Origin of the sequence: Janthinobacterium sp. HH104 (assembly GCF_001758715.1) — a bacterium.
Lineage (GTDB): Bacteria > Pseudomonadota > Gammaproteobacteria > Burkholderiales > Burkholderiaceae_D > Janthinobacterium > Janthinobacterium aestuarii.
This window is the reverse complement of record NZ_LRIB01000058.1, coordinates 1-26,999: the sequence shown is the minus strand read 5'-3', so window position 1 is coordinate 26,999 and position 26,999 is coordinate 1. Positions and strand designations below refer to the sequence as shown.

The 26,999-nt window shown below is 63.1% G+C and carries 27 protein-coding genes and 1 riboswitch; of the genes, 7 read left to right on the top strand and 20 right to left on the bottom strand.

What is annotated here, in order from left to right:
• Positions 1–45: 45 nt before the first annotated feature.
• Entirely contained in the window at positions 46–555 is a 510-nt protein-coding gene (locus tag JAB6_RS26225) for a DciA family protein (RefSeq protein ID WP_034748833.1), read from the bottom strand.
• Positions 556–834: 279 nt separating this feature from the next.
• Here JAB6_RS26225 and secA point away from each other — a divergent pair, with 279 nt between their 5' ends.
• The 6 genes from secA to JAB6_RS26195 all read left to right on the top strand — a co-directional run bounded on the left by secA (position 835) and on the right by JAB6_RS26195 (position 7,042).
• The gene (gene secA, locus JAB6_RS26220; RefSeq protein WP_070305649.1) at positions 835–3,603 is read left to right on the top strand and encodes a preprotein translocase subunit SecA; all 2,769 of its coding nucleotides are present in this window, start codon (positions 835–837) and stop codon (positions 3,601–3,603) included.
• 154 nt (positions 3,604–3,757) lie between these two features.
• Positions 3,758–4,996, top strand: coding sequence for a bifunctional glutamate N-acetyltransferase/amino-acid acetyltransferase ArgJ (argJ, locus tag JAB6_RS26215; RefSeq protein WP_034784989.1), 1,239 nt, complete (start codon positions 3,758–3,760; stop codon positions 4,994–4,996).
• A complete protein-coding gene (locus tag JAB6_RS26210) occupies positions 4,993–5,874 on the top strand; it encodes an ATP-binding protein (RefSeq protein ID WP_070305647.1) in 882 nt (293 codons plus the stop codon). Before argJ ends, JAB6_RS26210 begins: the two co-directional genes overlap by 4 nt.
• A complete protein-coding gene (locus JAB6_RS26205; RefSeq protein WP_070305645.1) occupies positions 5,871–6,293 on the top strand; it encodes an NUDIX domain-containing protein in 423 nt (140 codons plus the stop codon). The genes JAB6_RS26210 and JAB6_RS26205 overlap by 4 nt, the downstream gene beginning before the upstream one ends.
• 119 nt (positions 6,294–6,412) lie before the next feature.
• Positions 6,413–6,622 carry a hypothetical protein gene (locus JAB6_RS26200; RefSeq protein ID WP_070305643.1) on the top strand — a complete coding sequence of 70 codons (210 nt, stop codon included), beginning with the start codon at positions 6,413–6,415 and terminating at the stop codon, positions 6,620–6,622.
• Between the two features lie 3 nt (positions 6,623–6,625).
• Positions 6,626–7,042, top strand: a complete 417-nt coding sequence (locus JAB6_RS26195; RefSeq protein WP_070305640.1) for a hypothetical protein — start codon at positions 6,626–6,628, stop codon at positions 7,040–7,042.
• 13 nt (positions 7,043–7,055) lie between these two features.
• Here the strand turns inward: JAB6_RS26195 and yacG are convergent, their stop codons facing one another.
• The 6 genes from yacG to JAB6_RS26165 all read right to left on the bottom strand — a co-directional run bounded on the left by yacG (position 7,056) and on the right by JAB6_RS26165 (position 12,483).
• The gene (yacG, locus tag JAB6_RS26190) at positions 7,056–7,247 is read right to left on the bottom strand and encodes a DNA gyrase inhibitor YacG (RefSeq protein ID WP_034748814.1); all 192 of its coding nucleotides are present in this window, start codon (positions 7,245–7,247) and stop codon (positions 7,056–7,058) included.
• A gap of 18 nt (positions 7,248–7,265) precedes the next feature.
• A complete protein-coding gene (gene zapD, locus JAB6_RS26185) occupies positions 7,266–8,021 on the bottom strand; it encodes a cell division protein ZapD (RefSeq protein ID WP_034748811.1) in 756 nt (251 codons plus the stop codon).
• A 62-nt stretch (positions 8,022–8,083) separates the two neighbouring features.
• Positions 8,084–8,731, bottom strand: coding sequence for a dephospho-CoA kinase (gene coaE / locus JAB6_RS26180; RefSeq protein ID WP_070305638.1), 648 nt, complete (start codon positions 8,729–8,731; stop codon positions 8,084–8,086).
• Positions 8,732–8,764: 33 nt separating this feature from the next.
• Positions 8,765–9,634 carry an A24 family peptidase gene (locus JAB6_RS26175; RefSeq protein ID WP_070305820.1) on the bottom strand — a complete coding sequence of 290 codons (870 nt, stop codon included), beginning with the start codon at positions 9,632–9,634 and terminating at the stop codon, positions 8,765–8,767.
• 106 nt (positions 9,635–9,740) lie between these two features.
• A complete protein-coding gene (locus JAB6_RS26170) occupies positions 9,741–10,937 on the bottom strand; it encodes a type II secretion system F family protein (protein ID WP_070305635.1) in 1,197 nt (398 codons plus the stop codon).
• Positions 10,938–11,010: 73 nt separating this feature from the next.
• Positions 11,011–12,483, bottom strand: coding sequence for a DHA2 family efflux MFS transporter permease subunit (locus tag JAB6_RS26165; protein WP_254671809.1), 1,473 nt, complete (start codon positions 12,481–12,483; stop codon positions 11,011–11,013).
• Positions 12,484–12,682: 199 nt separating this feature from the next.
• Between JAB6_RS26165 and JAB6_RS26160 the strand changes: the two genes are divergently transcribed.
• Positions 12,683–13,837 carry a hypothetical protein gene (locus JAB6_RS26160; protein WP_070305631.1) on the top strand — a complete coding sequence of 385 codons (1,155 nt, stop codon included), beginning with the start codon at positions 12,683–12,685 and terminating at the stop codon, positions 13,835–13,837.
• Positions 13,838–13,903: 66 nt separating this feature from the next.
• Here the strand turns inward: JAB6_RS26160 and JAB6_RS26155 are convergent, their stop codons facing one another.
• The 13 genes from JAB6_RS26155 to cobT all read right to left on the bottom strand — a co-directional run bounded on the left by JAB6_RS26155 (position 13,904) and on the right by cobT (position 26,767).
• Entirely contained in the window at positions 13,904–15,358 is a 1,455-nt protein-coding gene (locus JAB6_RS26155; protein WP_070305629.1) for a cobyric acid synthase, read from the bottom strand.
• Positions 15,355–16,152, bottom strand: coding sequence for an ABC transporter substrate-binding protein (locus JAB6_RS26150; protein WP_070305627.1), 798 nt, complete (start codon positions 16,150–16,152; stop codon positions 15,355–15,357). The genes JAB6_RS26155 and JAB6_RS26150 overlap by 4 nt, the downstream gene beginning before the upstream one ends.
• A complete protein-coding gene (locus tag JAB6_RS26145) occupies positions 16,149–17,048 on the bottom strand; it encodes a cobalamin-binding protein (protein WP_070305625.1) in 900 nt (299 codons plus the stop codon). Before JAB6_RS26145 ends, JAB6_RS26150 begins: the two co-directional genes overlap by 4 nt.
• A complete protein-coding gene (cobD, locus tag JAB6_RS26140; protein ID WP_070305623.1) occupies positions 17,045–18,031 on the bottom strand; it encodes a threonine-phosphate decarboxylase CobD in 987 nt (328 codons plus the stop codon). The genes JAB6_RS26145 and cobD overlap by 4 nt, the downstream gene beginning before the upstream one ends.
• A complete protein-coding gene (gene cbiB / locus JAB6_RS26135) occupies positions 18,024–18,977 on the bottom strand; it encodes an adenosylcobinamide-phosphate synthase CbiB (protein WP_034748785.1) in 954 nt (317 codons plus the stop codon). Before cbiB ends, cobD begins: the two co-directional genes overlap by 8 nt.
• Complete coding sequence (gene cobU / locus JAB6_RS26130) at positions 18,971–19,537, bottom strand: bifunctional adenosylcobinamide kinase/adenosylcobinamide-phosphate guanylyltransferase (protein WP_034748782.1); 567 nt, start codon at positions 19,535–19,537, stop codon at positions 18,971–18,973. Before cobU ends, cbiB begins: the two co-directional genes overlap by 7 nt.
• Before the next feature lie 7 nt (positions 19,538–19,544).
• Entirely contained in the window at positions 19,545–20,177 is a 633-nt protein-coding gene (cobO, locus tag JAB6_RS26125; protein ID WP_070305621.1) for a cob(I)yrinic acid a,c-diamide adenosyltransferase, read from the bottom strand.
• 1 nt (position 20,178) lies between these two features.
• Positions 20,179–20,946, bottom strand: a complete 768-nt coding sequence (locus JAB6_RS26120) for an ABC transporter ATP-binding protein (protein ID WP_070305619.1) — start codon at positions 20,944–20,946, stop codon at positions 20,179–20,181.
• A gap of 7 nt (positions 20,947–20,953) precedes the next feature.
• Positions 20,954–21,979 (bottom strand): iron ABC transporter permease, encoded by a 1,026-nt coding sequence (locus JAB6_RS26115; RefSeq protein ID WP_070305617.1) that lies wholly within the window; start codon positions 21,977–21,979, stop codon positions 20,954–20,956.
• Positions 21,980–22,067: 88 nt separating this feature from the next.
• Positions 22,068–23,939: a TonB-dependent receptor gene (locus JAB6_RS26110; protein ID WP_070305616.1), complete on the bottom strand. Its 1,872-nt coding sequence runs from the start codon at positions 23,937–23,939 to the stop codon at positions 22,068–22,070.
• Positions 23,940–24,067: 128 nt separating this feature from the next.
• A riboswitch (cobalamin riboswitch) is annotated at positions 24,068–24,310 on the bottom strand.
• Positions 24,311–24,354: 44 nt separating this feature from the next.
• Positions 24,355–24,909 carry a histidine phosphatase family protein gene (locus tag JAB6_RS26105; RefSeq protein ID WP_070305614.1) on the bottom strand — a complete coding sequence of 185 codons (555 nt, stop codon included), beginning with the start codon at positions 24,907–24,909 and terminating at the stop codon, positions 24,355–24,357.
• Positions 24,910–24,915: 6 nt separating this feature from the next.
• Complete coding sequence (locus JAB6_RS26100; RefSeq protein ID WP_070305612.1) at positions 24,916–25,722, bottom strand: adenosylcobinamide-GDP ribazoletransferase; 807 nt, start codon at positions 25,720–25,722, stop codon at positions 24,916–24,918.
• 4 nt (positions 25,723–25,726) lie between these two features.
• Positions 25,727–26,767: a nicotinate-nucleotide--dimethylbenzimidazole phosphoribosyltransferase gene (gene cobT / locus JAB6_RS26095; RefSeq protein WP_070305610.1), complete on the bottom strand. Its 1,041-nt coding sequence runs from the start codon at positions 26,765–26,767 to the stop codon at positions 25,727–25,729.
• Positions 26,768–26,999: the final 232 nt, after the last annotated feature.

Here is a 26,999-nt window from a genome sequence, read left to right as displayed (position 1 = left end):
CCTAATCCGACCTACGCGATATGCGTTAATTTAGCGCCGTTATTCTCAGTCCTTCGGTTCCCGGTGGTGGCGCACCATGTTGCGCAGCGCCGCGATCAATTGCTCGTTCTGTTTCGACGCGGGCAGGGCCGTGCTCAGCTCTTCCAGGGCCGACATGGCTTTTTCCGGCAAGACCAGCGCCCGCGTATGCACGATGGGCGCGATGCTCTTGATGACTTGCACTTTCAGCTTGATGCCTGAAATCTGCCAGCCCTTTCTTTCCAGTTCCCCTTGCAACTTCGGCAATTGCTGCTTGAGCTTGGCCGCCAGCGCCGCGTTTGGCGTGGCCAGCACCAGTTGGCCGCCCTCGAATTGCAGGATGTCGCAGTGTTCGAACATGGCCGGCAAGGCCTTGGCGCAATCTTTTTGCAAGGCGGCCAGGCGCGTGACGGTGGGCATCAATGAGGCCATCGTCGCGTTGCCGCGCAGAAAATCGGTTGCGCCCGTGACGGCCGGGCCTGAACGGGCAAAGCCGTAGCCGCGGCGCGGCGCCGGAGAATAAGTGGGAGTTCGCATGGCCGAAACATAGCACACTCGCCCGCGCATGACGAGTGCTGCCGCGGGTGCGGCGCAGGCGGGCTGGCCGTATTGCCTTACAGTATGGAAAATGTCCGCAATTTCTGCCATTTGTTTGTCATTAAGCTATTGTTATATGGCGCATTACCCCAACCATGTCGGGAACGCATGATAAAATCATCGTCTTTTGCCATAGTCGAACTCCGTGCGGTGACGCGATACCTACCTCGTTGTTCCCTACCGAGCTTTTTTTAACGGCGTTTTTTCAAGAATTCAAGCATGTCATTACTGACCCAGATTTTCGGTAGCCGCAACCAGCGGCTGCTCAAGCAATACCAAAAAACGGTACGCGAGATCAATGCGCTCGAGCCGGCCATCGAAAAGCTGTCGGATGCCGAGCTGCAAGCGAAGACGCCTGCCTTCAAGGAACGTATCGCCGCTGGCGAATCGCTCGATGCCTTGTTGCCGGAAGCATTTGCCGTCTGCCGCGAGGCCAGCAAGCGCGTCCTGCGCATGCGCCATTTCGACGTGCAGATGATCGGCGGCATGGTCTTGCATTTCGGTAAGATCGCGGAGATGGGCACGGGCGAGGGCAAGACCCTGATGGCAACCTTGCCAGCCTACCTGAATGCCCTGTCGGGCAAGGGCGTGCATATCGTCACCGTCAATGATTACCTGGCGCAGCGCGATGCCGAGACCATGGGCCGCCTGTATGCATGGCTGGGCCTGTCGACTGGCGTGAACATGTCGCAGATGGAGCACAGCGCCAAGCAGCAGGCGTACAACTCCGACATCACGTATGGCACCAACAATGAATTCGGTTTCGACTTCTTGCGCGACAATATGGTCTACGAAGCGCGCGAACGCGTGCAGCGCAGCCTGAACTTCGGCATCGTCGATGAAGTCGACTCGATCCTGATCGATGAGGCGCGTACGCCGCTGATCATTTCGGGCCAGGCCGAGAACCATACGGACCTGTATCACAAGATCAATGAAGTGCCTGCGCGCCTGACCCTGCAGATCGGCGAAGAAACGCCGGACGGCAAGGGCAAGGTTGAAGTACCGGGCGACTACACCAAGGATGAAAAAGCGCACCAGGTGCTGCTGACGGAAGCCGGCCACGAAAAGGCCGAAGGCATCCTGATGGAAATGGGCCTGCTGCCGGAAGGCGCGTCGCTGTACGATTCGGCCAACATCACCCTCGTGCACCACCTGTATGCGGCCCTGCGCGCGCATGCGCTGTACTTCAAGGATCAGCACTATGTGGTGCAGAACAATGAAGTGGTGATCGTCGATGAATTCACGGGCCGTCTGATGACGGGCCGCCGCTGGTCCGATGGCTTGCACCAGGCCGTCGAAGCGAAAGAAGGCGTCAAGATCCAGAACGAGAACCAGACCCTGGCCTCGATCACCTTCCAGAACTACTTCCGCATGTACGCCAAGCTGGCCGGCATGACCGGTACGGCCGATACCGAAGCGTACGAATTCCAGGAAATCTACGGCCTGGAAACGGTCGTGATCCCGCAAAACCGTCCGCTGCAGCGCAAGGACCGCCAGGATCAGGTCTACAAATCGTCGGCGGAAAAATACAACGCGATGTTGAACGACATCCGCGACTGCTACGAGCGCGGCCAGCCCGTGCTGGTCGGTACGACCTCGATCGAAAACTCGGAACTGCTGTCGGGCATCCTGACCAAGGCCGGTTTGCCGCACAACGTGCTGAACGCGAAGCAGCATGCGCGCGAAGCGGAAATCATCGCCCAGGCAGGCCGTCCGAAAGCCATCACCATCGCCACCAACATGGCCGGTCGCGGTACGGACATCGTGTTGGGCGGCAACGTCGAGAACCAGATCAAGTTCATCGAAGCCAATGCTGAACTGAGCGACGCCGACAAGGCAGCCCAGTCGCAGACCTTGCGCGATGAATGGCAATCCCTGCACGACCACGTGGTCAATGCGGGCGGCTTGCACATCATCGGCACCGAACGCCACGAATCGCGCCGCGTCGACAATCAGCTGCGTGGCCGTGCCGGCCGCCAGGGCGATCCCGGTTCGTCGCGCTTCTATTTGTCGCTCGACGACGCGTTGCTGCGCATCTTCGCCGGCGACCGCGTGCGCGCCGTGATGGACCGTCTGAAAATGCCGGAAGGCGAACCGATCGAGGCAGGCATCGTCTCGCGTTCGATCGAATCTGCCCAGCGCAAGGTCGAAGCGCGCAACTTCGACATCCGCAAGCAATTGCTGGAATACGATGACGTCGCCAACGACCAGCGTAAAGTCATCTACCAGCAGCGTAACGAGCTGCTGGAAACGACCGATATTTCCGAGATGATCGGCTCGCTGCGCCACGGCGTGTTCACCGACCTGGTGCACGAGTACGTGCCGCACGAATCGGTGGAAGAGCAGTGGGATATCAAGGGCCTGGAAAACACCCTGGCCAGCGAATGGCAGCTCGACTTGCCGCTGCAGCAATTGCTGGAAGCCGATTCGACCCTGACGGACGAAGAGATCCTGGAAAAAGTGCTGGCCGCGGCCGATGCCGTGTACCAGTCGAAGATCGATATCGTCGGCAAGGAATCGTTTGGCGGCTTCGAGCGCAATGTCATGCTGCAAAGCGTGGACAGCCACTGGCGCGAACACTTGGCGGCACTCGATCACCTGCGCCAGGGTATTCACCTGCGCGGCTATGCGCAGAAGAACCCGAAACAGGAATACAAGCGCGAAGCGTTTGAACTGTTTGGCCAGATGCTCGACATGATCAAGAACGACGTCACGAAACACGTGATGACGGTACGCATCCAGTCGCGCGAAGAAGTCGATGCGGCCGAACAGGCGATGCAGCAGTCGCACGTGGAAAACGTGCACTACCAGCACGCCGAATTCGACCCGAATGCGGCGCCGGAAGAACTGCTGGCGCCTGCGGCCGGCGGCAACATGGACAACGTTGACGACATGAGCGTGAGCATGGGCGTCAAAGTGGGCCGTAACGACCCATGCCCTTGCGGCAGCGGTAAAAAATACAAAGCTTGCCACGGCAAGCTGGCATAAGGCGGTTTCACAGCCTGAACAAAAACGGAGACCGCGGTCTCCGTTTTTTTATGCCTTTTCAATTTGCAGGCGTGCATGTGTGGGCGCGCATGCTCACCGGCGCCGCGAAGGCGCTACAATAGCGCTTCCATTTTCCCTTGCAGAAGAACTCACCATGGCCGTCAATTCTCCCAAGCCCGTCGCCGCCGACTTGAAAGCCGTCGCCGGCATTGAAATCGGTGTTGCCGAAGCCGGCATCAAGAAACCCAACCGCAAGGATTTGCTGGTATTGAAACTGGCGCCGACGGCCACCGTGGCCGGCGTGTTCACATTGAACCGCTTCTGCGCCGCGCCCGTGCAAATTTCGAAAGCCAACCTGGCCGCAGTGACGGCCGGCGCCGCGCCGATCCGCGCGCTGCTGGTCAATACGGGCAACGCGAATGCGGGCACGGGCGAATCGGGCCTGGCCGACGCGCAGGCCAGCTGCGCCGCGCTGGCCGAGCTGCTGGGCTGCACGCCGCAGCAGATTTTGCCGTTTTCCACCGGCGTGATCCTGGAACCCTTGCCCGTGCAGCGCCTCGTCGCCGGCTTGCCGCAAGCCGTGGCCGCGCTGACCTCGGACAACTGGTTCTCGGCCGCCGAAGCCATCATGACCACCGACACGCAGCCGAAAGCCGGTTCGCGCACGGTCACCATCGGTGGCCACGCGGTGACCCTGACGGGCATCAGCAAGGGCGCCGGCATGATCAAGCCGAACATGGCCACCATGCTCGGTTTCCTCGCGTTCGACGCCACCGTGGCGCAACCGGTGCTGGACCAGCTGGTGAAACAGGCGGCCGATAAATCGTTCAACTGCATCACCATCGACGGCGACACGTCCACCAATGACTCGTTCATGCTGGTCGCCACGGGCGCCGGCAGCCTGGTCATCGATTCCATCGACTCGCCGCACTATGCGGAACTGGCCGCCGCCGTCACCGAGCTGTCGACCTTTCTGGCACAAGCCATCGTGCGCGATGGCGAAGGCGCGACCAAGTTCATGACCGTGACCGTGGAAGACGGCCGCAACGTGGAAGAGTGCCGCAAGATCGCCTATTCCATCGCCCATTCGCCGCTGGTGAAAACGGCCTTCTTCGCGTCCGACCCGAACCTGGGCCGCATCCTGGCCGCCATCGGCTATGCGGGCGTGGACGATCTGGACGTGGGCCAGCTGAACCTGTACCTGGACGATGTATGGGTGGCCAAGAATGGCGGCCGCAACCCTGACTACCAGGAACAGGATGGCCAGCGCGTGATGCAGCAAAGCGAAATCACCATTCGCGTCAAGCTGGCGCGCGGCGATGCCACGGCCACCCTGTGGACGTGCGACCTGTCGCATGACTACGTGTCGATCAACGCCGACTACCGCTCATGACCGGCCTCGATCAATTCCTGATCCGCGCCGAGCGGGTGCTGGCGCGCCTCGAGTCGATCTTGCCGCCGGCCTTGCCGGCAACCGACTGGAACAGCTTTGCGTTCCGCTGGCGCCGGCGCCAGGGCGCGCTGCCTTATTTGCAGGCCGTGGCCCACGTGTCGAACATCGCGTTGGACGACTTGCACAATATCGGCACGCAAAAAGCGCAGATCGAGCAGAACACGCGCCAGTTCGTCGCTAAGCGTCCGGCCAACAACGTGCTGCTGACGGGCGCACGGGGCACGGGCAAGTCGTCGCTGATCAAGGCTTGTTTGAACCAGTTCGCCGACCAGGGCTTGCGCCTGATCGAAGTCGACAAGGCGGACCTGGCCGACTTGCCCGACATCGTCGACTTGGTGGCGGCACGCCCCGAGCGCTTTATCATCTTTTGCGACGACCTGTCGTTCGAAGAGGGCGAGAGCGGCTACAAGGCGCTGAAAGTGGCGCTCGACGGCAGCATCGCCGCGCAATCGGACAATGTGCTGATCTACGCCACCTCGAACCGCCGTCACCTGATGCCGGAACGGATGTCGGACAACACGAGCTACAAGACGGACGACGATGGCGATCTGCATCCGGGCGAGACGGTGGAAGAGAAAATCTCGCTGTCCGAACGCTTCGGCCTGTGGCTGTCGTTCTATCCGTTCAAGCAGGATGATTACCTCGATATCGCGGCGCACTGGCTCGCCTCGTTCGGTTGCACGCCGGAGCAGATCGCGGCAGCGCGCGGCGACGCCTTGCGCTGGGCCTTGCAGCGCGGTTCCCGGTCGGGCCGGGTGGCGTGGCAATTTGCGCGCGATTATGCGGGGAAACTTCCTGCGGGAAAGTTGCCGCAATGAGCGAAGTGAAAATCAAACCGGTCGACGTCGCCGTCGGCATCCTGATGAAGCCGAATGGCGACGTGCTGCTGGGCCAGCGTCCGGCCGGTAAGCCGTATGACGGCTATTGGGAATTTCCTGGCGGTAAAGTCGAGCCTGGCGAAGCCATTTTTGATGCCTTGAAACGTGAGTTTGTCGAGGAACTGGGCTTGCATATCGACAGTGCCGAAGCCTGGTGCGGCGTCGAATATGTGTATCCGCACGCCCATGTGCGCCTGCATTTCTATATCAGCCGCGAATGGCGGGGCGAGCCGCAAAGCCTGGAAGGACAGGCGTTCGCCTGGCAGGGCACGGTCGGCGTGGAACCCTTGCTGCCGGCCACCATTCCCCTGCTGGAATGGTTAAATGAGGTACGCCGGGAATCGCTGGCACCTGCTTAATCCTTACTTGTGCCAGCGGGCAGCAGCATGCTGCGTGCTGGCGCAAGCTTTGCTGTGACTCTCCTTGTATAGTCGGCGCTTTGCGCTACAGTGCTTTCATCAAGCACCGGGAGTTTCGCATGCCGCTGACACTGACCTTTACCGATACCGATGAATTGCTGATTGCCGCCTTGCACAAGCGTGCCCGCGCGCATGGGCGCAGCATCGAAGACGAGCACCGCGACATCTTGCGCAGCGCCTTGCGGCCGCTGCCGAAGCGTCCGCTCGACGATATTTTGCGCGGCATGCCCGACGTGGGCTTCGATGCGGATTTCGAGCGCCGCCCCTGAGCCATGCCGGCTTACCTGGTCGATACGGATGTAATCGTTGCGGCGCGCAAGGGCAGCGCCGCGCCGGCGGGAGTGGCCGATTTTTTCGAGCGGGTGGCGCCCGAGGCGCGTTATGTGCCGGTGCAGGTGATCGCCCAATTGCGTGCAGGCATACAGTGCTGCTGGCGGCGCGAAGCGGCGCTGGAAGCACTGGCGCTGGAAGGCTGGCTGGAAGCCGTGCTGGCGGAATATGCGCCGCGGCTGCTGGAATTCGACCTCGATTGTGCGCTCGTATGCGCGCGTCTGCATGGCCGCGGCCACGCACATGGCGTCGATGGGCAGATCGCGGCGATGGGCATCGCCTATGGCTTGACGGTGGTCAGTGGCAGGCTCGACAGTTTCGTGGCGCAGGGGCTGCGCCTGGAAAATCCGTTTAGTTGAGGCTCATTGCGGCTTACTGTGGCTTGTTGTCTTCATCCGCAAGGGGATCTTCAAACGGGTCGGCGGCGGGGATCGTGTATTTCTCTTCGGCCCAGGCACCCAGGTCGATCTGCTTGCAGCGTTCCGAGCAGAAGGGGCGGAATTTGTTGGCTTCAGTCCATTCGACTTTGGCGGCACAGGTAGGGCAGTTAACGACGGTCATGATGGGGCAAATAAGTAACAGTTAAAAATTACAGAGCGTGAGCTCGAACGGGACATCTTCTTCCAGCGGCTTGGGTTTCAAGTCGCCGCCTTGGGTAGTGAAGCGTACCCACAGCATGTATTTGTTGGCGGAAATTTCCGGGATGGCGCCGCTGTTTTCATCGAGGCTCAGGCGCAGCATCTGGTACACCTTGCCTTGCAGCATTTGCTGGTAGCTGCCGCCATTGGCGATCAGTTTAACGGGTCCGCCGGAATCGCGCAGCAGGCGCAAGACGAGGGCCAGCGCATCGAACAGCGGCGCCAGCGGGGCGAACCACGCGTGAATGTCGGTCAGGCGCTGTTCGGAGCTGCGTTTTTGCCAGGCAAAATACGACGGCAAGTCGAATTCGCAGGCGCCGCCCGGGATGATGGTGCGGCCGCGGATGCTCATCAGCCATTCATTGTCGCGGATATTCTGGCCTGTCTTGCCTTGCGCCGCCACAAGGGCGCCGCTGACACTGTCGAGTTCACCGAGGATGGCATCGAGGGTTTCCGGCTCCACATTCGGATTGCTGCGGTAACCGAGCAGGCTTTGGCGCTGGCGCTCGAGTTCCTGCAGCAGGTCGGACTTCAGGTCGGCGCGGCCGGCCACTTCGAGCATATCGAAAATAGTTGCCAAGGCAACATGGTGCTGCATTGCATGCTCTTGCTGGATGAAGAACTTGAATTTGTCGTACAGGTCTTCCAGCCGCAACAAGGTACGTATGCGTTCGTTGAAAGGGTATTCGTAGACAATCAAAATAATTCCCTTAAGTAAGGACCTGCAAACAATCCCGTGATTTTGAACCAAGCGTCGACAAATTACAAACGTTGCGGGGCCATTCCAGCCATTCTTTTTGAAAATGCCAGATATAAATCGTGCAACTGGGCAATCTGCGGTGCCAAGGACGCCAAATCGCCGTTGTTGTCGATCACATCGTCCGCCGCCGCCAGGCGCATGGCGCGCGTGGCCTGCGTGGCCATGATGGCTTTGACTTGTTCTTCAGATAAGCCATTGCGCGCCATCACGCGCGACACTTGCAGGCTTTCCAGGCAATCGATGACCAGTACCCGGTTGACCCGCTCCACCCAGCCGCCGGACTCGACGAGCAGGGGCACGGCAAAGATCACGTAGCTGCCCGTCGCTGCTCCGGCCGCCGCCAGGGTGGCCTGGCGGATGCGCGGGTGCAGGATGGCTTCCAGTTTCGCCTTGGCCACAGCGTCGGAAAACACGAGGTTGCGCATTTTTGTGCGGTCGAGGGCGCCGCGCGCATCGGCGTAGTCGGCGCCAAATTCCGCCACCAGCGCCGGCATGGCCGCGCCATTGGGCGCCGTCAGGCTGTGGGCGATCTGGTCGGTGTCGACGATGGAGGCGCCGCGCGCGGCGAACATGTCGGCCACCGTGCTCTTGCCGCAACCGATGCCGCCGGTGAGGCCGACGCTGAAATAAGGGGCGTTGTGTCGTTGCATGTATTTATCCATAGGGGCGCAGTGCAGCGCCGGTCAGCCAGTCAGGCCTAGCGTGAGGCGCGACAGGGGCGTGCCGTACAGCAGCGCGATCAGGCCCGCCGCCGCCAGGTAGGGGCCGAACGGAATCGGCTTGTCGCGCCCGCGCTTGGCAAACACGATCAGGCCGATGCCGACCACGGCACCCACCAGCGATGACAACAGGATGATCGTCGGCAGCATGGTCCAGCCCAGCCACGCACCGAGCGCAGCCAGCAATTTGAAGTCACCATAGCCCATTCCCTCCTTGCCTGTCGCCAGCTTGAAGGCCCAGTACACGGCCCACAAGGCCAGGTAGCCGGCGGCCGCGCCGATGACGGCCTCTTGCAGGGGCACGAAAGTACCGTTGATATTGACCAGCAGTCCTGCCCACAGCAGGGGGAAGGTGAGGTCGTCTGGCAGCATTTGCGTATCGGCATCGATGAAGGTCATGGCGATCAGCAAATACGCAAACAGGAGCGTGGCCAAGCCCGTCCAGCCGCTGCCGAAGTGCCAGATTAACAGGGCCGACAGCGCGCCCGTCAGCAGCTCGACGAGCGGGTAGCGCACGGAGATGGGCGCCTTGCAGGCGCTGCACTTGCCACGCAGCAGCAGGTAGCTGAGGACGGGAATGTTTTCCATGGCCGTGATGCGGTGGCCGCAGGCGGTGCAGTTCGAGTGTGGCAGCATCAGGTTGTAGCGGTCCGTGTGTGGCAAGGGCAAGCCGCTTTCTTCCGCCACGTAATTGTCGGATTCGCGCTGCATCATTTTCGGCACGCGGTGGATCACCACGTTGAGAAAGCTGCCGACGATCAGGCCGAACAGGGCGGCGACGAGGGCGACGGGCAGGTTGCCGGGCGCGGCGAACAGCAGGGTATCTTGCAGCATGGTGGAGTGGTCTGAGGTGATGATGTTGCCGCGCAAACATTGCCTGGCACTGCCGCAGTGTAAAACATCTGCCGGTGCATGGGGACGTTTTGCGCAGGACGAACGGTCAAATCACGGCCCCCAGCTTGAAAATCGGCAAATACAGGGCGATCACGAGGGAGCCGACCAGCACGCCCAGCACGACCATGAGCGCCGGTTCCAGCAGGGCCGAGAGGGTGGCCACCGTGGCGTCGATGTCGGCCTCGACGATGTCGGCCGCGCGCGACAGCATGGCGTCGAGGGCGCCCGACTCCTCGCCGATCAGGGCCAGTTGCGTGAGCAGCGGGGGAAACACGGCGCTGTGTTCCATGGCCAGGGCCAGGCTGCCGCCGGCGCGGATTTCGCGCTCGATGCGGACCGTTGCCTCCTGGTACAGCGCGTGGCCGGAGGCGGCGCCCACCAGGCCGAGCGAGTCGAGCAGCGGCACGCCGGCGGCGAACATGGCGGCCAGGGTGCGCGTCCAGCGGGCGATCGCCGCCTTGCGCAAAAGCGGGCCGAACACGGGCAGGCGCAGCGCCCGCAGTTGCGTGTTGCGCCGCAGGGCGGGCCAGCGGCGCCAGGCCAGGCGCAGCAGCACGCAAGCGGACACGAGCGCCGCCAGCAAGGCCAGCCAGTAATGGACGAGGAAGGCGGACACGCCCATGACAACGAGGGTGGGCAGCGGCAATGGCGCGCCGAAGCTGTCGAAGACCTGGCGGAAGGCGGGCACGACGACGCTCATGATGATGGCCGTGACGACGATGGCGACGAGCACGATGACCAGCGGATACATCAGCGCACCGCGCACCTGCCGCCGCAGGGCGATGGCCTTTTCCTGGTGCGTGGCCAGGCGCGCCAGCAATTCCTGCACGATGCCCGCCTGTTCGCCCGCCGCCAGCAGGTTGCAATACAGCTCGTCAAACAGCAGGGGGAACTGGCGGAAGGCCTGCTGCAGGCTGCTGCCCGCTTCGATGTCGTGGCGCAAGTCGCGCATCAGCTCCGTGACGGCCGGTTTGGCATGGCCCTTGCCGGCGATGTCGAAGGCGTGCAGCAGCGGCACGCCGGCCGCCATCATGGTCGACAGCTGGCGTGTGAACAGGGCGATATCCTTGTGTGTGATGGCTTTGCCGGGTGCGGCGCGCGGGGCTTTTACCTTGCTGGCAAGGATGCCCTGGCGTCTGAGAGCGGCCTTGGCAGTGGTGGCGTCGGCCGCCCGCAAGATGCCCTCGGCCGCCTTGCCATGGCGGTCCGTGCCCTTCCACGCAAAGCGCCGTTCGGCCGCCATGTGCACCTCCTGCCGTCACGGTAGCAGCACCGGGCAAAAGCACCAGCGGCGCTGGCGGCAAGCTTGATGTGGCTCAGCCTTTCTTGGTTTGCACTTCCGTCTGCACAACGGCCTGGGCTTTCACGTCGGCCGCATCTTCCTCGTCGCTGTCCGCGCCCTTGCTGATGCTTTCGCCATCGTCGCGGCGCAAGGTCCAGAACGTCAGCGAGGACAGCACCGTCAGGGCGGCCAGGGTCAGGAAGGCGTGGTGCAGCGCCGTGCTGAGCATGGCGCGGTCCGACTGCGGCATGTCGCCCAGGTACCAGCCTGTGATCAGCGAACCGAAGGCGAGGCCAAAGCTCATCGACAATTGCTGCATCGAGCTGGCGATGGTGCTGGCCATGCTGGAATCAGCCTTGTCGACGTCGGCATACGCGATGGTGTTCATGCTGGAAAACTGCAGCGAATTGAAAAAGCCCATGCACAGGCTGATGGCGACGATCACGTACAGGGGCGTGCCCACGCTTACCTGCGAAAACATGGCGATGGTGACGCCGATCAGTACGGTGTTGACGATCAGCACCTGGCGGTAGCCGAAGCGGGCCAGCACGCGCGCGGAAATGAATTTCATGCCCATGGCGGCGGCCGCCGACGGCATCATCAGCAAGCCCGATTGCCACGCGGGCAAGCCCAGGCCCAGCTGGTACAGCAGCGGCAACAGGAAGGGCAGGCCGCCCACGCCCAGGCGCGTGACGAAGCCGCCCACCACGGAGACGCGGAAGGTGCGGATCTTGAACAGGGTCAGGCGCAGCAGCGGGTGCAGCACTTCGCTCGAATGCCAGGCATACGCGGCCAGCAGGCTGATGGAAATAAACAGCAGCACGGCAAACGAGGTGCCATCGATGCGGTGTTCGCCGAAGATTTCCAGCAGCCACGACAGCAGCGCGATACCCGTGCCGAACAGCACCAGGCCGATCAGGTCCAGCGGACGAGGCTTGTCGCCGTAATAATCGGGCATGTAGCGGTGCGCCAGGTACAAGGCCACCAGGCCGACAGGCACGTTGACGAAGAAAATCTCGCGCCACGACAGCCAGTGCACGATCAGCCCGCCCACCGTGGGGCCCAGCAAGGGGCCGATCAGGGCGGGGATGATGACGAAATTCATGGCCGCCAGCAATTGCGACTTGGGAAAGGTGCGGATGATGGTGAGCCTGCCCACCGGCATCATCATGGCCGCGCCCACCCCTTGCAGCAGGCGCGCGGCCACCAGCATGGGGGCGTTCACGGACAGGCCGCACAGGATGGAGGCGATGGTAAAGATGGCAACGGCGGCGGAAAACACGCGCCGCGTGCCGAAGCGGTCGGCCATCCAGCCGCTGATGGGAATGCACACGGCCAGGCTCAGGATGTAGCTGGTGACGACGGCCTTCAGGCTCAGCGGCGTCACGTTCAGGCTGGCGGCCATGGCGGGGATGGCGGTGTTGACGATGGTGGAGTCGAGTTGCTCCATGAACAGGGCGGTGGCGACCACCCAGGGAAGGTAGCTTTTAATCGGGGAACTGGTCATGGATGCGAGCCTGAGGAGGAAAAACGGAGCCGACAGTACGACGAATTGTCACATAAATGAGGCAGGCGTGCCGCCCGCGCCATCCATTTTGGCAGCGAACCGGGGACATCGTCCATGGAACATTTGTTCCATGGCAATAGATTGCGGGCACGGCTAGCATGTGTTTTCCGGCCTCTTCTTTCCCCGAAAGTCACACCACATGAAAAATGCACTTACCTTCCTTGTCCTGGGCGCAGCCCTGTCCGCATGCGGTGGCGGCAGCGACGGCGGCACGCCGGCAGCACCGGTCACGCCGCCTGTCGTGGTGACGCCGCCCGTCGTTTCCGCCGACAGCGTGGCCGTGGCGTCAGCCGCCGTGGCCAAGGAGGCTGGCCTGGCCGTGATCGCCGGCGCCAACGCGGACGAGACGGCGTATGACGTGGCCGCCGATATCGGCGATACGTGGCGCATCACGTTCGACAGCGCAAAGAAAACCTACGCCATCCGCGTGCTGTCGACGCAGTTCGGCTTGAGCGACCGCAGCGGCACGTTCAGCGTTGTCACCACCGGCAATATCACGACATATACCGGCACCGATTTGAGCCTGAGCGTCGACGCGCGCACGCGCCTGCTGACGGGGACCGTGAAACTGGGCAACATGCATTCCAACGTCAGCGGCAGCGGCTATGCCGTCACGGACGTGGCCAAGCTGGCCGGCAACTATATCTTCCTCGGTGCCATGCGCAATGCTTCGAATGGCGGCGACCGTTTCAATCCGAAAGGCAGCCTCAAGGTGGTGGCCGATGGCAGCGCGCAACTGTGCAATGGCGGCGTGTTCAATGCGCAAGGCGCGTGCTCCGCGGTATCGCCACAGCTGGAAGCGGAAAACGCCAGCCTGACTTTGGTCCGTGACGCCGCGCGTGGCCTGATCATTGCCCGCCAGGGTGACCAGGACTTCGGCATCGTGCACGTGCACGCGGGGGACCGGGGGCTGGCGCTGTTCATCGACCGCTACAGCCGCAACCAGCAGAACGTGCTGCGCGTGGGCACCATCGTGGCCGCCAAACAGCAAAAGATCGGCACGGAAATCGCCGGCAGCTACGCCTGCGCGGCGCCGGGCATCAGCGCGAAGATCGTGGTGGCCGGCAGCACCGCCACCATCACCAACAATACCGCCGGCAAGACGCACGCGGAAACCATCACCGTCAACAAGCTGGGCCTGGGTGCGCAAGCCGTCGATTTCGATGGCATCGCCGTGTTCAAAGACCCGGCCGACGTGCCGGCGGATTACTCGATGTTCATGCCGGTGTCGTCGAGCATGGCGGTCGAATTTTCGACCGACCGCTCGTATATGGGCACGTGCCTGAAAAATTAAGAGGTGCCGCCACGTGCCTGTTTGAGTAGGTCGGGTTGGCTGGTACGGCGTAACCCGACATTACCATCAGCGTGGCAGTCGTTCCAGCGCATCCATCAACGGCATCGCCGCGTCGGCGATGCGATCCAGGCTCGCCTCGCGCAGGGCTGCGGTATCCACTGTGTGGCCGGAGTCCAGCCCGGCCCAGCGCAGCAGCGCCGAACACGCGGCTGGCGTATCGAACATGCCGTGCAAATAGCTGCCGAGGATTTGCCCGTCGCCCGACACGGCGCCTTCCGGCCGTCCATCGATGAGAAAGGCCGGCTGCGCCAGCGCCGCGCCATGCGAGAGTCCCATGTGGATTTCATAGCCTGCCACGCGTGCACCGGCCGCGCCGGCAAACGCACAGTGGCCGCTCACCTGTTCCAGCCGTTTTTCGCTTGTCAGTTCCGTCACCATGTCGAGCAGTCCCAGTGCCTTTGACTCGCCCGCCGCGCCTTCCACGCCCAGCGGATCGCGCACGCTTTGCCCCAGCATCTGGAAGCCGCCGCAGATGCCCAGCACCTTGCCGCCGTAGCGCAGGTGTTTTGCCATGTAGGCGGGCCAGCCTTGCTGTTGCAGCCAGGCCAGGTCGCCGCGCGTGTTTTTACTGCCAGGCAGGATCACCAGGTCGGCCGCCGGAATCGGCTGCCCCTGCTGGATGAATTGCAGGTCGACCTCGGGGTGGGCGCGCAGCGCATCGAAGTCCGTGTGGTTGCTGATGCGCGGCAGTTGCGGCACCACCACCTTGAAGGCGCCCCGTTCGGCCTGCATTGCTTCGACGGCGTCCTCCGCGTCGAGGAACAGGCCTTGCAGATAGGGCAGCACGGCCAGCACGGGTTTGCCCGTTTGCTGTTCGAGCCACTCGATGCCCGGTTGCAGCAGCGAGATGTCGCCGCGGAAGCGGTTGATGACGAAACCGACGATGCGCATCCGCTCGCTGTCGGACAGGCATGCCAGGGTGCCGATGATGTGCGCGAAGACGCCACCCCGGTCGATGTCGGCCACCAGGATCACGGGGCAGTCGACGGCTTCGGCAAAGCCCATGTTGGCGATGTCGCGCGCGCGCAGGTTGACTTCGGCCGGGCTGCCCGCGCCTTCGACGACGACGGCATCGTATTGCTGGCGCAAGCGCACGTACGATTCCAGCACGGCGCCCATGGCGATGGTTTTATATTGCTGGTAGTCGCGCGCATCCATCTCGGCGCGCACCTTGCCGTGGATGATCACTTGCGCGCCCGTGTTCGACGACGGTTTCAAGAGCACCGGATTCATGTCCGTATGCGGCGCGATACCGCAGGCCAGCGCCTGCAGGGCTTGCGCGCGGCCGATTTCGCCGCCGTCGCTCGTCACGGCGCTATTCAAGGCCATGTTCTGCGGCTTGAACGGCACTACTGTCACGCCTTGGCGCTTTAACAATCGGCACAGGGCCGCGACGACGGTGCTCTTGCCCGCGTCGGATGTCGTGCCTTGCACCATCAGGGCGGGGAAGGGGCTCTTCATGCCTGCCGCTCCTGCCACTGCGCGATGATGTCGCTGATCTGGCGCAGCCCTTCGGTGATCGCCGCAGGGCCTGGCGACAGGATGTCGGGCGACTTGATCTCGAACAGCATGTCATTGCGTACGGCGGGAATCGCATCCCAGCCCGGGCGTGCCGCCAGTTGTGCCGGCTGGAATTTCTTGCCGCACCAGCTGGCGAGGATGATGTCGGGCGCGCGTGCGACCACGTCATGGGAATCGGCGATGATGCGTTCTTTCGCGCCGGGATGCGCGGACAGTTCCGGGAAGGCGTCCGTGCCGCCGGCGATCCCGATCAATTCCGCCGCCCAGCCGATGCCGCTCATCAGGGGATCGTTCCACTCTTCAAAGTAAATCACGGGCTTGCGCGTCCAGGCGGCGGCGCGGGCCCGGGCAGTGGCGATGTCCGCGCGCAGGCTGGCGATCAATGCGTTGCCCGCTGCCTCGCGCCGCACCAGCGCGGCCAGCACGGCGATCATGCGCAGGATGCCGTCCACCGTGCGCTGGTTGAACTGGTGCACTTCGATGCCTGCCTTGACGAGGTCGCGGCAAATATCGGCCTGCATGTCGCAAAAGCCGATCACGAGGTCCGGTTTCACTGCCAGGATGCGTTCCAGGTTCGTGGACGAAAAGCCGCTGATTTTGGTCTTTTCTTCACGCGCGCGGGGAGGGCGCACGGTAAAGCCGGAGATCCCGGCGATGACGTCTTCGGCGCCCAGCGCGTACAGCGTCTCCACGGCTTCCGTCGACAAACAGGCGATGCGCTGGTAGTGACTCATTGAGCAGCCTTGGTGCGGCGCTGGCGGGCCATTTCCAGCTGTTCGCACATGGCGGCCGTGCCTTCGATCATGCGCGGGCCGGCGCGGTTCAGCAGGTCGCCATTCAGGCGGAACAGATTATTTTTGCGCACGGCCGTCATCGAGGGGAAGGCGCGCCACATGGCCAGACCGCCTTCGCTGCGCGGATCGCTTTTTTCGCTGGTGCCAAAAATGACTTCCGGGTCTTCCTGCAGCACGCCTTCAGGCGTGACGACGGGCGCCACCACCTTCATCGCGGCGAACACATTCTGGCCGCCGCATACGCGCATCGAATCGCTGATGATGCTCGCGCCGCTCAAGGTGTACAAGGGCTTATCCCACACCTGGTAAAACACGCGCACGGGCGGGCGCTGCGCATATTGCGCCGTCAAGCTGGCCAGTTTGGCGCGCAGCTGGGCGGCGGCCGGCTTGGCGGTCTTTTCCGTGCCCATCAGCTGCCCCAGGCGCTCCATGCTGTCGGGGATATCGGCCAGCTTGCGCGGTTCGCTGTGATAGATCGGCACCTTCAACTGGCGCAGCATGGCGATCTGGCGCTCGGCGCTGCCATGCATCCAGACGACGATCAGGTCCGGCTTCATGGCGATGATGCGTTCCATGTCGTACTGGCGGTTGTCGCCCACCTGCGGAATCTTCTTGGCCGCTTCCGGGTAGTCGCTATAGCTGACGACACCAGCGATCTTCTCGCCGCCACCGGCGGCGAACAGCAGTTCCGTCACATGCGGCGCCAGCGCCAGGATGCGCTGCGCCGGCTTGGCCACGGTGACGGTATTGCCGTCGTCGTCGCGCACGGTGATGGCGGCATGCGTTTGCAACGAGACCAGTCCGGCCAGCAGTAGTGATATGTTCAGGGTTTTCATGTGTGCTTCCATGCGGTGAGGGCCTGCTGCAGGCGCAGCCAGGCGTGTTCGTCGGGGGGCAGGCCCAGGCGGATGCCGTGGGCGGCGTGGAGGAACAGGCGCACCCAGATACCCGATTCCGCCATGTGGCGCCAGAACGCTTCGGCGCGATCTTCGGGCCACCACTGAAACAGCGCCGTGCCGCTGCTGGCGATGCCGTGCGTGGCCAACAGCTGATGCAAGCGGTCGCCTTCGCCGCGCAGGCGTTCGCGCATCGCGTTTTGCCAGTGCGTATCGGTAAGCGCCGCCAGTGCCACCTGCTGCGCCGGACCGCTGACGGCCCACGGGCCCAGCATGTCGGCCAGCTGTCCCAGCAGCGCGGGATGAGCGGCGACAAAGCCCAGGCGCAGTCCCGCCAGGCCAAAGAATTTGCCGATGGAGCGCAGCACGATCAGGCCAGGCTGGCCCGAGTGCGGACCGAGACTGGCGTGGGCTTCCGTGTCGCCAAACGCTTCATCGACCACCAGCCAGCCGCCGCGCGCGGCCAGCCGGGTGGCCCATGCCAGCAGCAGTGCGGGGGAGATGCGTTCGCCCGTGGGATTGTTCGGATTGCAGACGACCAGCACGTCGCAGCTGTCCACCGCATCGGCCAGTTGCGCATACGGCACTTGGCGCAATTGGTGGCCTTGCTGGCCCCAGTGGTGCGCGTGTTCCGCGTACGAGGGCGCGGCCACCACCACGCGCGACGGCGCGCGCAGCCGGGGCAGGGCCTGGATGGCGGCCTGCGTGCCCGCCACGGGCAGCATGGCTGGCGCGTCATAGTAGCTGCAGGCGGCTGCGGCCAGCGCAGGATCGGACTCCGGCAGCCGGTGCCAGGCGTTGGCGTCGGGTGCTGGCGCCGCATACCAGTGCGGGTTGATGCCGGTCGACAGGTCGATCCAGTCGGCCAGCGGTCTGCCATATTCGCGCGCGGCGTCGCGCAGGTTGCCGCCATGTTCAAGCAAGGTATTTCCCCTTCAGGTAGAACAGGCCCGCCAGCAGCGCCACCCAGATCAGCCACAGGACGGCCGTTTCCGCCACCAGGCGCCAGGCGCGGTCGATGTCGCGCGCTTCGGCCGGGCGGCCGGCACCCAGCGGCGGACGGCGTTCCAGTTCACCGTCGTAAATGGCGTCGCCGCCCAAGGCCAGGCCCAGAGCGCCGGCGCCGCTGGCCATCACGGGACCCGCATTCGGGCTGCCCCAGTTGGGGGCCTGGCTACGCCAGCAGTGCCAGGCGCGCTGTTTGTCGGCCATGGTTTTACCCAGCAGGACATACGACAGGGCCGTCAGGCGCGCCGGAAGATAGTTCAGAACATCGTCGATGCGCGCGGCGCAGCAGCCGAACCAGTCGTAGCGCTCGTTCCGATAGCCCCACATGGCGTCGAGCGTATTGGCCAGCCTGAATAGCACGGCGCCGGGGCCGCCCGCCACGGCAAACCAGAACAGGGTGCCGAAGACGGCGTCGTTGCCGTTTTCCAGCAAGGATTCTGTGCTGGCCTTGGCCAGGCTGGCCGCGTCGGCATTGGCCGTGTCGCGGCTGACGATGCGCGCCGTCAGCAGGCGCGCGTTGTCCAGGTCATCGATGGCCAGGGCATCGGCGATCGGTTGATTGTGGTCGCGCAGGCTGCGCAGGCCCAGGCAAAGATAGAGCAGGAAGACGTGGAGCGCTGCGCCCGCCAGGCCGCACAGCCAGTAGGCCGCATAGCTGATGGGCAGCACGGCCAGCGACCACGCCAGCGCGCCGCGCAGCAAACGCCCGCGGCCCCGGTTCAGCAGGCGTTCCAGTACGTTGGCGATGCGCCCAAATCCGACCAGCGGATGCCAGCGGCGCGTTTCTCCCAGCAGCATGTCGAGCAGCACGCCGGCCGTCATCAAGGCGGCCAGCATGGGTAGCGACAGGCCGCTCAGCATGGGCCGCCTTTCAGGTACAGCGGCAGGCCGGCGGCGACAAAGACAGCCTTGTCGCACACGGCCGCCACGGCCTGGTTCAAGCGGCCCGCTTCATCGGTGAAGCAGCGCGAGATGGCGCCGTAGGGCACGATGCCCATGCCTACTTCGTTCGAGACCAGTACAAGATCACAGCCGGTGTCTTCGACTTCGGCCAGCGCGTACAGCAGGTGGGCGCGCTCGCTGTGGAATAGTTCTGGCAGGGCGATGTCGCCCACGTCCGGGTACGTCTCGCCAGTGGAAAACATCAGGTTCGTCAGCCACAGGGTCAGGCAGTCGACCAGCAGCAGGCGGCCGGGCCGTGCTTCCCGCAGGATGGCGTCGCCCAGGCGCAGCGGTTCTTCCAAGGTGGCCCACTCGGCCGGGCGCTGCGCACGGTGATGCGCGATGCGCGTGGCCATTTCGCCATCGCCCGCCTGCGCGGTGGCGATGTAGAGTACTTCCCTGCCGGACTCGCGGGCCAGCTTTTCTGCATGGGCGCTCTTGCCGGAACGGGCGCCGCCGAAGACCAGGGTGCGCGTCATGGCGCTGTTACCACTCGGTGCCGATTTGTGCGCCGATGCCGGCCGCATACGCATGCTTGACGACGGCCATTTCGGTGACGGTGTCGGCGATCGCGATCAGTTCGTCCGGTGCGCCGCGGCCCGTGATGACCACGTGCTGCATGGCCGGGCGTTCCAGCAGGTCGGTGATGACCTTGTGCACGTCGAGGTAGTTGTACTTGAGGGCGATATTGAGTTCGTCAAACAGCACCAGGCCATAGCTTGGGTCGGCCAGGAAGGTCTTCGCCTGTTCCCATGCCAGTTCAGCCTTTTCGATGTCGCGCTCGCGGTTCTGCGTTTCCCATGTATAGCCTTCGCCCATCGCATGAAAACTGATTTCGTCGGGGAAGCGGCGCAGGAATTTTTCTTCGCCCGTCGACATGGCGCCCTTGATGAACTGCACCACGCCCACTTTCATGCCGTGGCCCATGGCGCGGATGGCCATGCCGAAGCCGCTCGAACTCTTGCCCTTGCCATTGCCCGTGTTGACGATGATGATGCCGATTTCCTTGTCGGCCTTGGCGATGGCCGCGTCGATGATGGCCTTCTTGCGTTCCATGCGCATGCGGTGGCGCTCGTTGATGGCGGCGGTGTCCGCATCGATGGTTTTGTTTTCGCTCATGTCAGTCCTCTTTTGGTATGAATATCTTGCGTTTGCCGTGCTCGATGATCTCGATCGGGTGGCCCAGGTAGTCGCCCAGGATGGACGCCTGCATCACGTCGGCCACGGGACCTGCCAGCCAGCCGCCATCGCCCATCAGCAGCAGCGCATGGGTCGAGACGCTGTGCGCCAGGTTCAGGTCATGCCCCACCATGATCACGGTTTTGTTCTGTTCGCGGCACAGTCTGGCCAGCAGGCCCATGACGCTGACCTGGTGTGCCAGGTCCAGCGCATTGGCCGGTTCATCGAGCAGCAGCAAGGGCGTATCTTGCGCCAGCATGGCGGCGATCGCCACGCGCTGGCGTTCGCCGCCGGACAGGCTGCGTACGTCGCGCTCGGCCAGGTGCTCGACTTCCATCGAGGCCAGCGCCGCCAGGGCGATGCGCTGGTCGTCGCTGCCTTCCCAATAGTGATTGTCGTGATACGGGTGGCGCGCCGACAGCACCGTTTCAATGACGCGGTACGAGAACGCATCGTGGCGCGCCTGCGCCAGGAAAGCCCGTTCGCGCGCCAGCTCTTCCAATGGCCAGTCGATCAGGGCGCGGCCCTGTATCGTCACGTGGCCGGCATCCGGTTCGCGCAAGCCGGCCAGGGTGCGCAGCAAGGTGCTTTTGCCAGCGCCGTTGCGGCCGATCACGCTCCAGCATTCGCCATCCCTGATTTGCCAGATGAGGTTTTCCACGAGGGAGCGTGTGCCCGCTTTCAGGCCGAGTTGGTAGGTGCGTATCATGCTTGTTTCATCCCCTGCGCAAACGGTGCAATTGGTACAGGAAGACGGGCGCGCCGATCATGGCCGTGACGACGCCGACTGGCAGCTGCAAGGGTGCCAGCACGGTGCGCGCCAAGGTATCGGCCAGTACGAGGAAAGTGCCGCCAGCCAGCGCGGCGGCGGGGATCAGCAGGCGGTGATCGGGGCCGCAGGCAAAGCGCAGCGCATGCGGCACGATCAGACCGACGAAGCCCACGCTGCCGGCGCTGGTGACGGCGCTGGCCGTAAGCAGGCCGGAACAGAAGAACAGTCCCTTGCGCAGCGCGCCCACGCGCACGCCCAGGGTGCTGGCCGCTTCCGCGTGCAGCGCCATGACGTTCAGCGAGCGCGCGCAGCGCAAGGCGAAGACTAGGGCGCCGGCCAGGACCAGCCACGGCATCAGCCGCGCCGGTGCGCCGGACAGGTCGCCGATCATCCAGAATACCATGCTGCGCAAGCGGCTTTCCGGGGCGATGGACAGCATCAGGGTGACGATGGCCATGCAGGCCGAGGCGAGGATCACGCCCGTCAGCAGCAAGAGCGAAGCGCCGCCTTCGGCCGCCGTGCCGCCGCGCAGGTCGCGCCGGGCAAAGAAGTACAGCAGCATCGATACGCCGACGGCGCCGGCAAAGGCGGCAGCATCGACCACCCACAGCGCGCACATGAACAGCAGCGCGGCCAGCGCGCCGACGGAAGCGCCGGCGGAAATGCCCAGCACATACGGGTCCGCCAGGGGATTGCGCAGGAGAGCCTGCATCATCAGGCCCGCCAGCGACAGCGCCGCGCCGGTGACAAAGGCGGTTAGCGCGCGGCCCAGGCGCAGGTCGAGCAGGGTGGTGGCGAGTGTGTCGGTCTTGCCCTGCACGACATGGAACAGGGCGGAAGGCAGGTCGGCGAGCGGAATGGCGATCGAACCGATCATGCCGGAGAAAATCAGGCTGGCAATCGCGCACACGATCAGCACCGTGAGGATCACGGTGGCGCGGTGGCGCATATTGCGGAAAAATGGGTGCATGCATACCTTTAAAACGGGGACCGCAGAACTGCACTGCGGGCGATGACGGATAGCGCCACCGCCCGCAGCTTACATCATTACATCATGTTTATTTCATGCCGTAGCGTACGCCAACGAAGAGGTTCGAACCTGGCGTCGCGTAAAAGCGGCCCAGTTCATAGTCCTTGTTGGTGATGTTGTTCCAGCGTGCCAGCACCGACCAGTCGCGCGCGAACTGGTAGGTGGTGTACAGGTTCAGCAAGCCATAGCCACCGAGGGTGGTTTTGTTGGCGGGATCTTCAAAACGCTTGCCTGACAACTGCCATTCCGTACCGGCGGTCAAAGGACCGGTCGTGTAATCGACGGCGAAATTGGCATGCTTTTTCGCGCGGCGTGCCAGTTGTTTGTCTGTGGTCTCATTGCGAGGATCTTGCAGATCGATATTGCCACTGACGTTGAAGGCGCCGAATTTGCGCGCGCCAGCCAATGTCAAGCCTTCGAGCAGGGCTTTGTCGACATTCATGCTGCAGCCATAGCCTGGTTTCCAGCCGATTACCGGGCAAGCCGACACATAGGTGAGCATGTCGGTAATCTTGTTATGGTAATAGGTCGCGCTCAGTTGCGATTGGCCATCGTTGTAATGCAAGCCGATTTCAGCATTGCGGCCTTTTTCCGGCTTGTTCGTCGGGATGCCGGAATCAGGGTAGTACAGATCGTTGAAAGTAGGTGCGCGGAAGCTTGTGCCATAACTGGCGCTGGCGCGCAAGGCATTGCTGAAACGATAGCCATAGGCAACGCTGCCCGTGTTGTGCGTGCCGTACGCCGAGCTGTCGTCGCGACGGCCGCTGATGCTGGCCAGGTGAGCGCCGCGCACCAGGTTATACGATGCTGCGAACGATTTGGTATTGCGTCCGCCGGACAGGCCTTTTGCGGAGCTCACGACGTCTTCGTCACGGTATTCACCCAGCAGTTGCAGGGTGTCACGGCCGATGAGAATATCGTTTTGCCAGCTGATGTCGCTTTGCTTGGTGTCGAACTGGCTTCTGCCGAAGGCGCCGGTGGCGGAAACCGAGGTTTGTTTGTCCTTCGCCTGTGCGTAGCGCAGCTCACTGCTCCAGTTCGGCAAGAACTGGTTCTTCGTGAAGACCGAGATGTTTTCCAGCTTATTGTAGTTGCGTGCGTCGAAGCCCAAGCCCGAATCGTACTGCGCATCCAGTTTGCTTTTCAGGAAAGTCAGGCCGACATCATGGCCTTTGGCCATCTGGTAGCCAAACTGGCCACTGACGCTTTCCTTGTCGTAGCCGTCTTTGTCCGGATTGTAGGTGTACGTCGAGGCGCCCAGCTTGGAGGCGGAAAAGCCATCCGATTTTTCCTTGCCCGCAGTCAGCGCATAGCTGAAGTTGTTGTTGTTGCCACCAGTAGAGCCAGCAACGCTGGCTTCCGCCTGACGCGTGTTGTAGCGGCCATAGCCAGCGAAGGCGGAAAAGCGCGCCGCGCCGTCGCCTTTCTTGGTAAAGATCTGGATCACGCCGCCGACAGCATCGGCACCATACATGGTGCTCAGTGGACCGTAGACGATTTCAACGTGATCGATGCTCGACAAAGGCAGGGCGCTCCAGTTGGCAGTGCCCGATGTGGCGGAACCGATGCGCACGCCGTCGACCAGTACGATATTCTGGTTGGCGTTCGCGCCGCGAATGAAAACGCTCGAATTGGTGCCTGGGCCGCCACTGCGATTGACTTCAATGCCGCGCTGTTTTTGCAGCAGGTCGATCAGCGTACCGGCGCCCGAACGCGCGATGTCTTCCGAGCTGATGGTCTGCGTATCGCTCAACACTTCGCTCAGGTGCTGCGGGTAGCGGTTGGCGGTGACGACGACAGGATCGAAGGTGTCTGGCGTGGCTTGGGCGAAAGCGGCAGGCGCGGCAATGGCTAGCGCGAGCGACGTGAGCGCCGCGTGGCGGGAAACAGCATGGGTCATGATAATTTTCAGTAAGTAATATGCAACCAGCCGACGTCCCCGTAGGCCAGATTGAACAGAAGTGGGAACTGAAGATGACGATCGAAGATGGCCACAGGGGCCATTCGGATCGCGAACATCCCCGTTCGCACACTTCCACCTGTCCTGGCCGGTATCCGGGCTGGCAAGTGCGGCTATCCCACCTTCCCATGCTCGATGATTGCAAGCACAGTGGTTGTCAGAGATAGCTTGTCGCCCGCGTCCTGTTGGGAGGGGCGACACTTGCTTACCGTTGCGGGGGCAGCACACGTTCGCCGCGAGCGCGGCATCGTGTTTCCCGTTTAACTGCGCTCATGGACATGAACGCGGGCACCAAAACCCCGCCATTATACGTGCAGTGGGCGTGGACTGAAATGGCTGGCTGGACGCTTCGATATCAGAAATCGACGACGACCGTCGCACCGTAGGCGATTTTATGGGCGGAACGGGCGGCCAGCAGGGCCGTTTCCTCCAATGGCAGCCGGGCTTGGAATGCCGACAGCAGGCGGATGGTGCCCGCATGGCAGATGATGATGGCCGTTTCGTGTTGTTCGCGCAACAGATCGCCTAAAAACGCATCGACGCGGGCGGCCATCGCCAGCACATTCTCACCCCCGCCGGGGCGGTACCAGGCCAGGTCGGCAGCCCAGGCATCGATTTCCGCGCGCGCAATCGCGTGCCAGGGCTGCATTTCCCAGGCGCCAAAATCCATTTCGGCCAGCCGCGCGTCAAGGTGCAGAGCGCTGGACGGCAAGTCTTGCGCCAATGCTGATGCCAGGCCGGCGCAGCGGCGCAGTGGACTCGCGTAGAGCGGCACACCGGCTGGCAGCGTTGCTTGCAAATGGGCGCGCACCGTGGCCATTTCATGTGGCGCCACCGCCACGTCGCTGCGGCCATAGCAGGTGCCGCTGGTCACCTGCGGCGTGGGGTGGCGGACTAGGATCAGGCGCATGCTTGTTCAGTAGAAGCGCAATGGAGGTTGAAAACTCGACAGGATGGCAAGATAAATCGCCACTTCCGCCACCTGCTGCACGGCGCCCAAGCAGTCGCCCGTATAGCCTTGCAGGCGGCGCTGGCATTTGCGGCCCAGCCAGAATGCGGCCGCTGCCGCCGCCACGATGGCAAAGACCAGCGTGGCCCAGTCAAATATTCCCAGCAGGCCGCAGGCGATGCCGGGCAGCAGACCGCAGACGGCGGCGATGATGAATTCTCCCGTAGTCATCTCCTGCGCCATCGGCTTGGCCTTGCCTTCATCGCGCGCATAATCCATGGCCCAGATCAGCGAGACGGCAGCCAGGCGCGAAAGCGGATGGGCGATGAGTAAGGTTGCCACCACAATGGCAGGCGGCAGCGATGCGAGCGCCGCGCATTTGATGGCCAGCAGGCACAGGATGCCAATGGCGCCATACGCGCCGATGCGCGAATCCTTCATGATTTCCAGTACCCGCTCGCGCGTCATGCCGCCGCCAAAGCCGTCGCACATGTCGACAAAGCCGTCTTCATGGAAGGCGCCCGTCAGGTAGATGCCAGCGGCGACGGCCAGCAGCACGGCCACGGCCGAAGGCAGAAGCCAGCCGGCCAGCAGATACACGGCGCTACTGATGGCCGCCACCACCACACCGACCAGCGGAAAGTAGCGCGAGGCGTGCTGCAGCCAGGCCGGCTCGAAACCCACCCAGCGCGGTATCGGCAGGCGCGTGAAGAACTGTAGCGCGATAAAGAACAGGCGGCACTGGTGGATGGCGGCGGAAACGGGATTAGTCATCGTCTTAGTCTGGCGTGGACTTTTCGCTGACCTGGGCCGAGGCAAACGTCGCCATCTCGCGCATGAAGTTGACGGCCGCGTGCAGCAGCGGCAAGGCCAGCGCCGAACCCGTGCCTTCGCCGAGGCGCAAATCGAGCTGCAGCAACGGACGCGCTCCCAGGCTTTCCAGCAGCTGGCGGTGGCCGTTTTCATCGGAGCAGTGCGAAAACACGCAGTAATCAAGAATGGCCGGCTGCAAACGGGCCGCCACCAGCAGGGCGCTGCTGACGATAAAGCCGTCGATCAGCAAGATCATGCGCCGTTCGGCCGCTTTGAGCATAGCGCCCGCCATCATGGCGATTTCGAAGCCGCCAAAGGTGGCAAGCACGTCGAGTGGCTCGTTGACTGCCGCATGATGGGCGACGGCCGCTTCGATCACCTGCTGTTTGTGCAGTATCCCTTCCTTCGACAGGCCGGTGCCGGCGCCCACGCAGTCGGCGACCGGTGTTCGCGTCAGTTTGTGCATCAGTGCGGCGGCGGCCGTGGTGTTGCCGATGCCCATTTCGCCAAAGCCCAGCACATTGCCGTCCAGGGTGGCGACCAGGTCCATCCCCGCCTGCATGGCGGCCAGACATTGTTCCTGGCTCATGGCGGACTCTTTGGCAAAGTTGCGGGTGCCGGGGCCTTGCTTGCGGTCTAGCAAGCCGTCGCGTGGGCCGAAATCATGGTTCACGCCGGCGTCTACTATATAGAGAGCGCAATCTGCCTGGCGGGCGAAGACGTTGATGGCGGCACCGTTGCCGAGGAAGTTCTCCACCATTTGCCAGGTCACACTTTGCGGGTAGGCGGAAATGCCTTCGGCGACGACGCCATGGTCCGCCGCGAAAACGATGATGGCGGGCTGGCGCAATGCCAGTTGCGTGCTTTGCTGGATCAGGCCGATCTGGCGGGCCAGGGTTTCCAGCATGCCGAGACTGCCCAGCGGTTTGGTCTTGCTATTGATGGCGTGTTCGAGGGCGCTGGCCAGTGTTGCATTAGCGGTTGGTGAAATATGTGGGATAGGCATGGGAATCAGGGTGGATGAGGCAGGGAATTGTCGGTGCTACGATATCACACAGCAATATTTGCCCAGATGCAAATTAGCGCTTGCGGGGAGTCCGGGCCAGGGCTATAATTCTCCCCCTCGCTGAACGACGCATGCAAATGCCGAGTGCGGTGAGAAAAAAGAAGGAGTTGACGGATTTAGCGAAATGCTTCATACTCTTCCTTCTTCGCAGCTGACAAACACAACGCTTTGT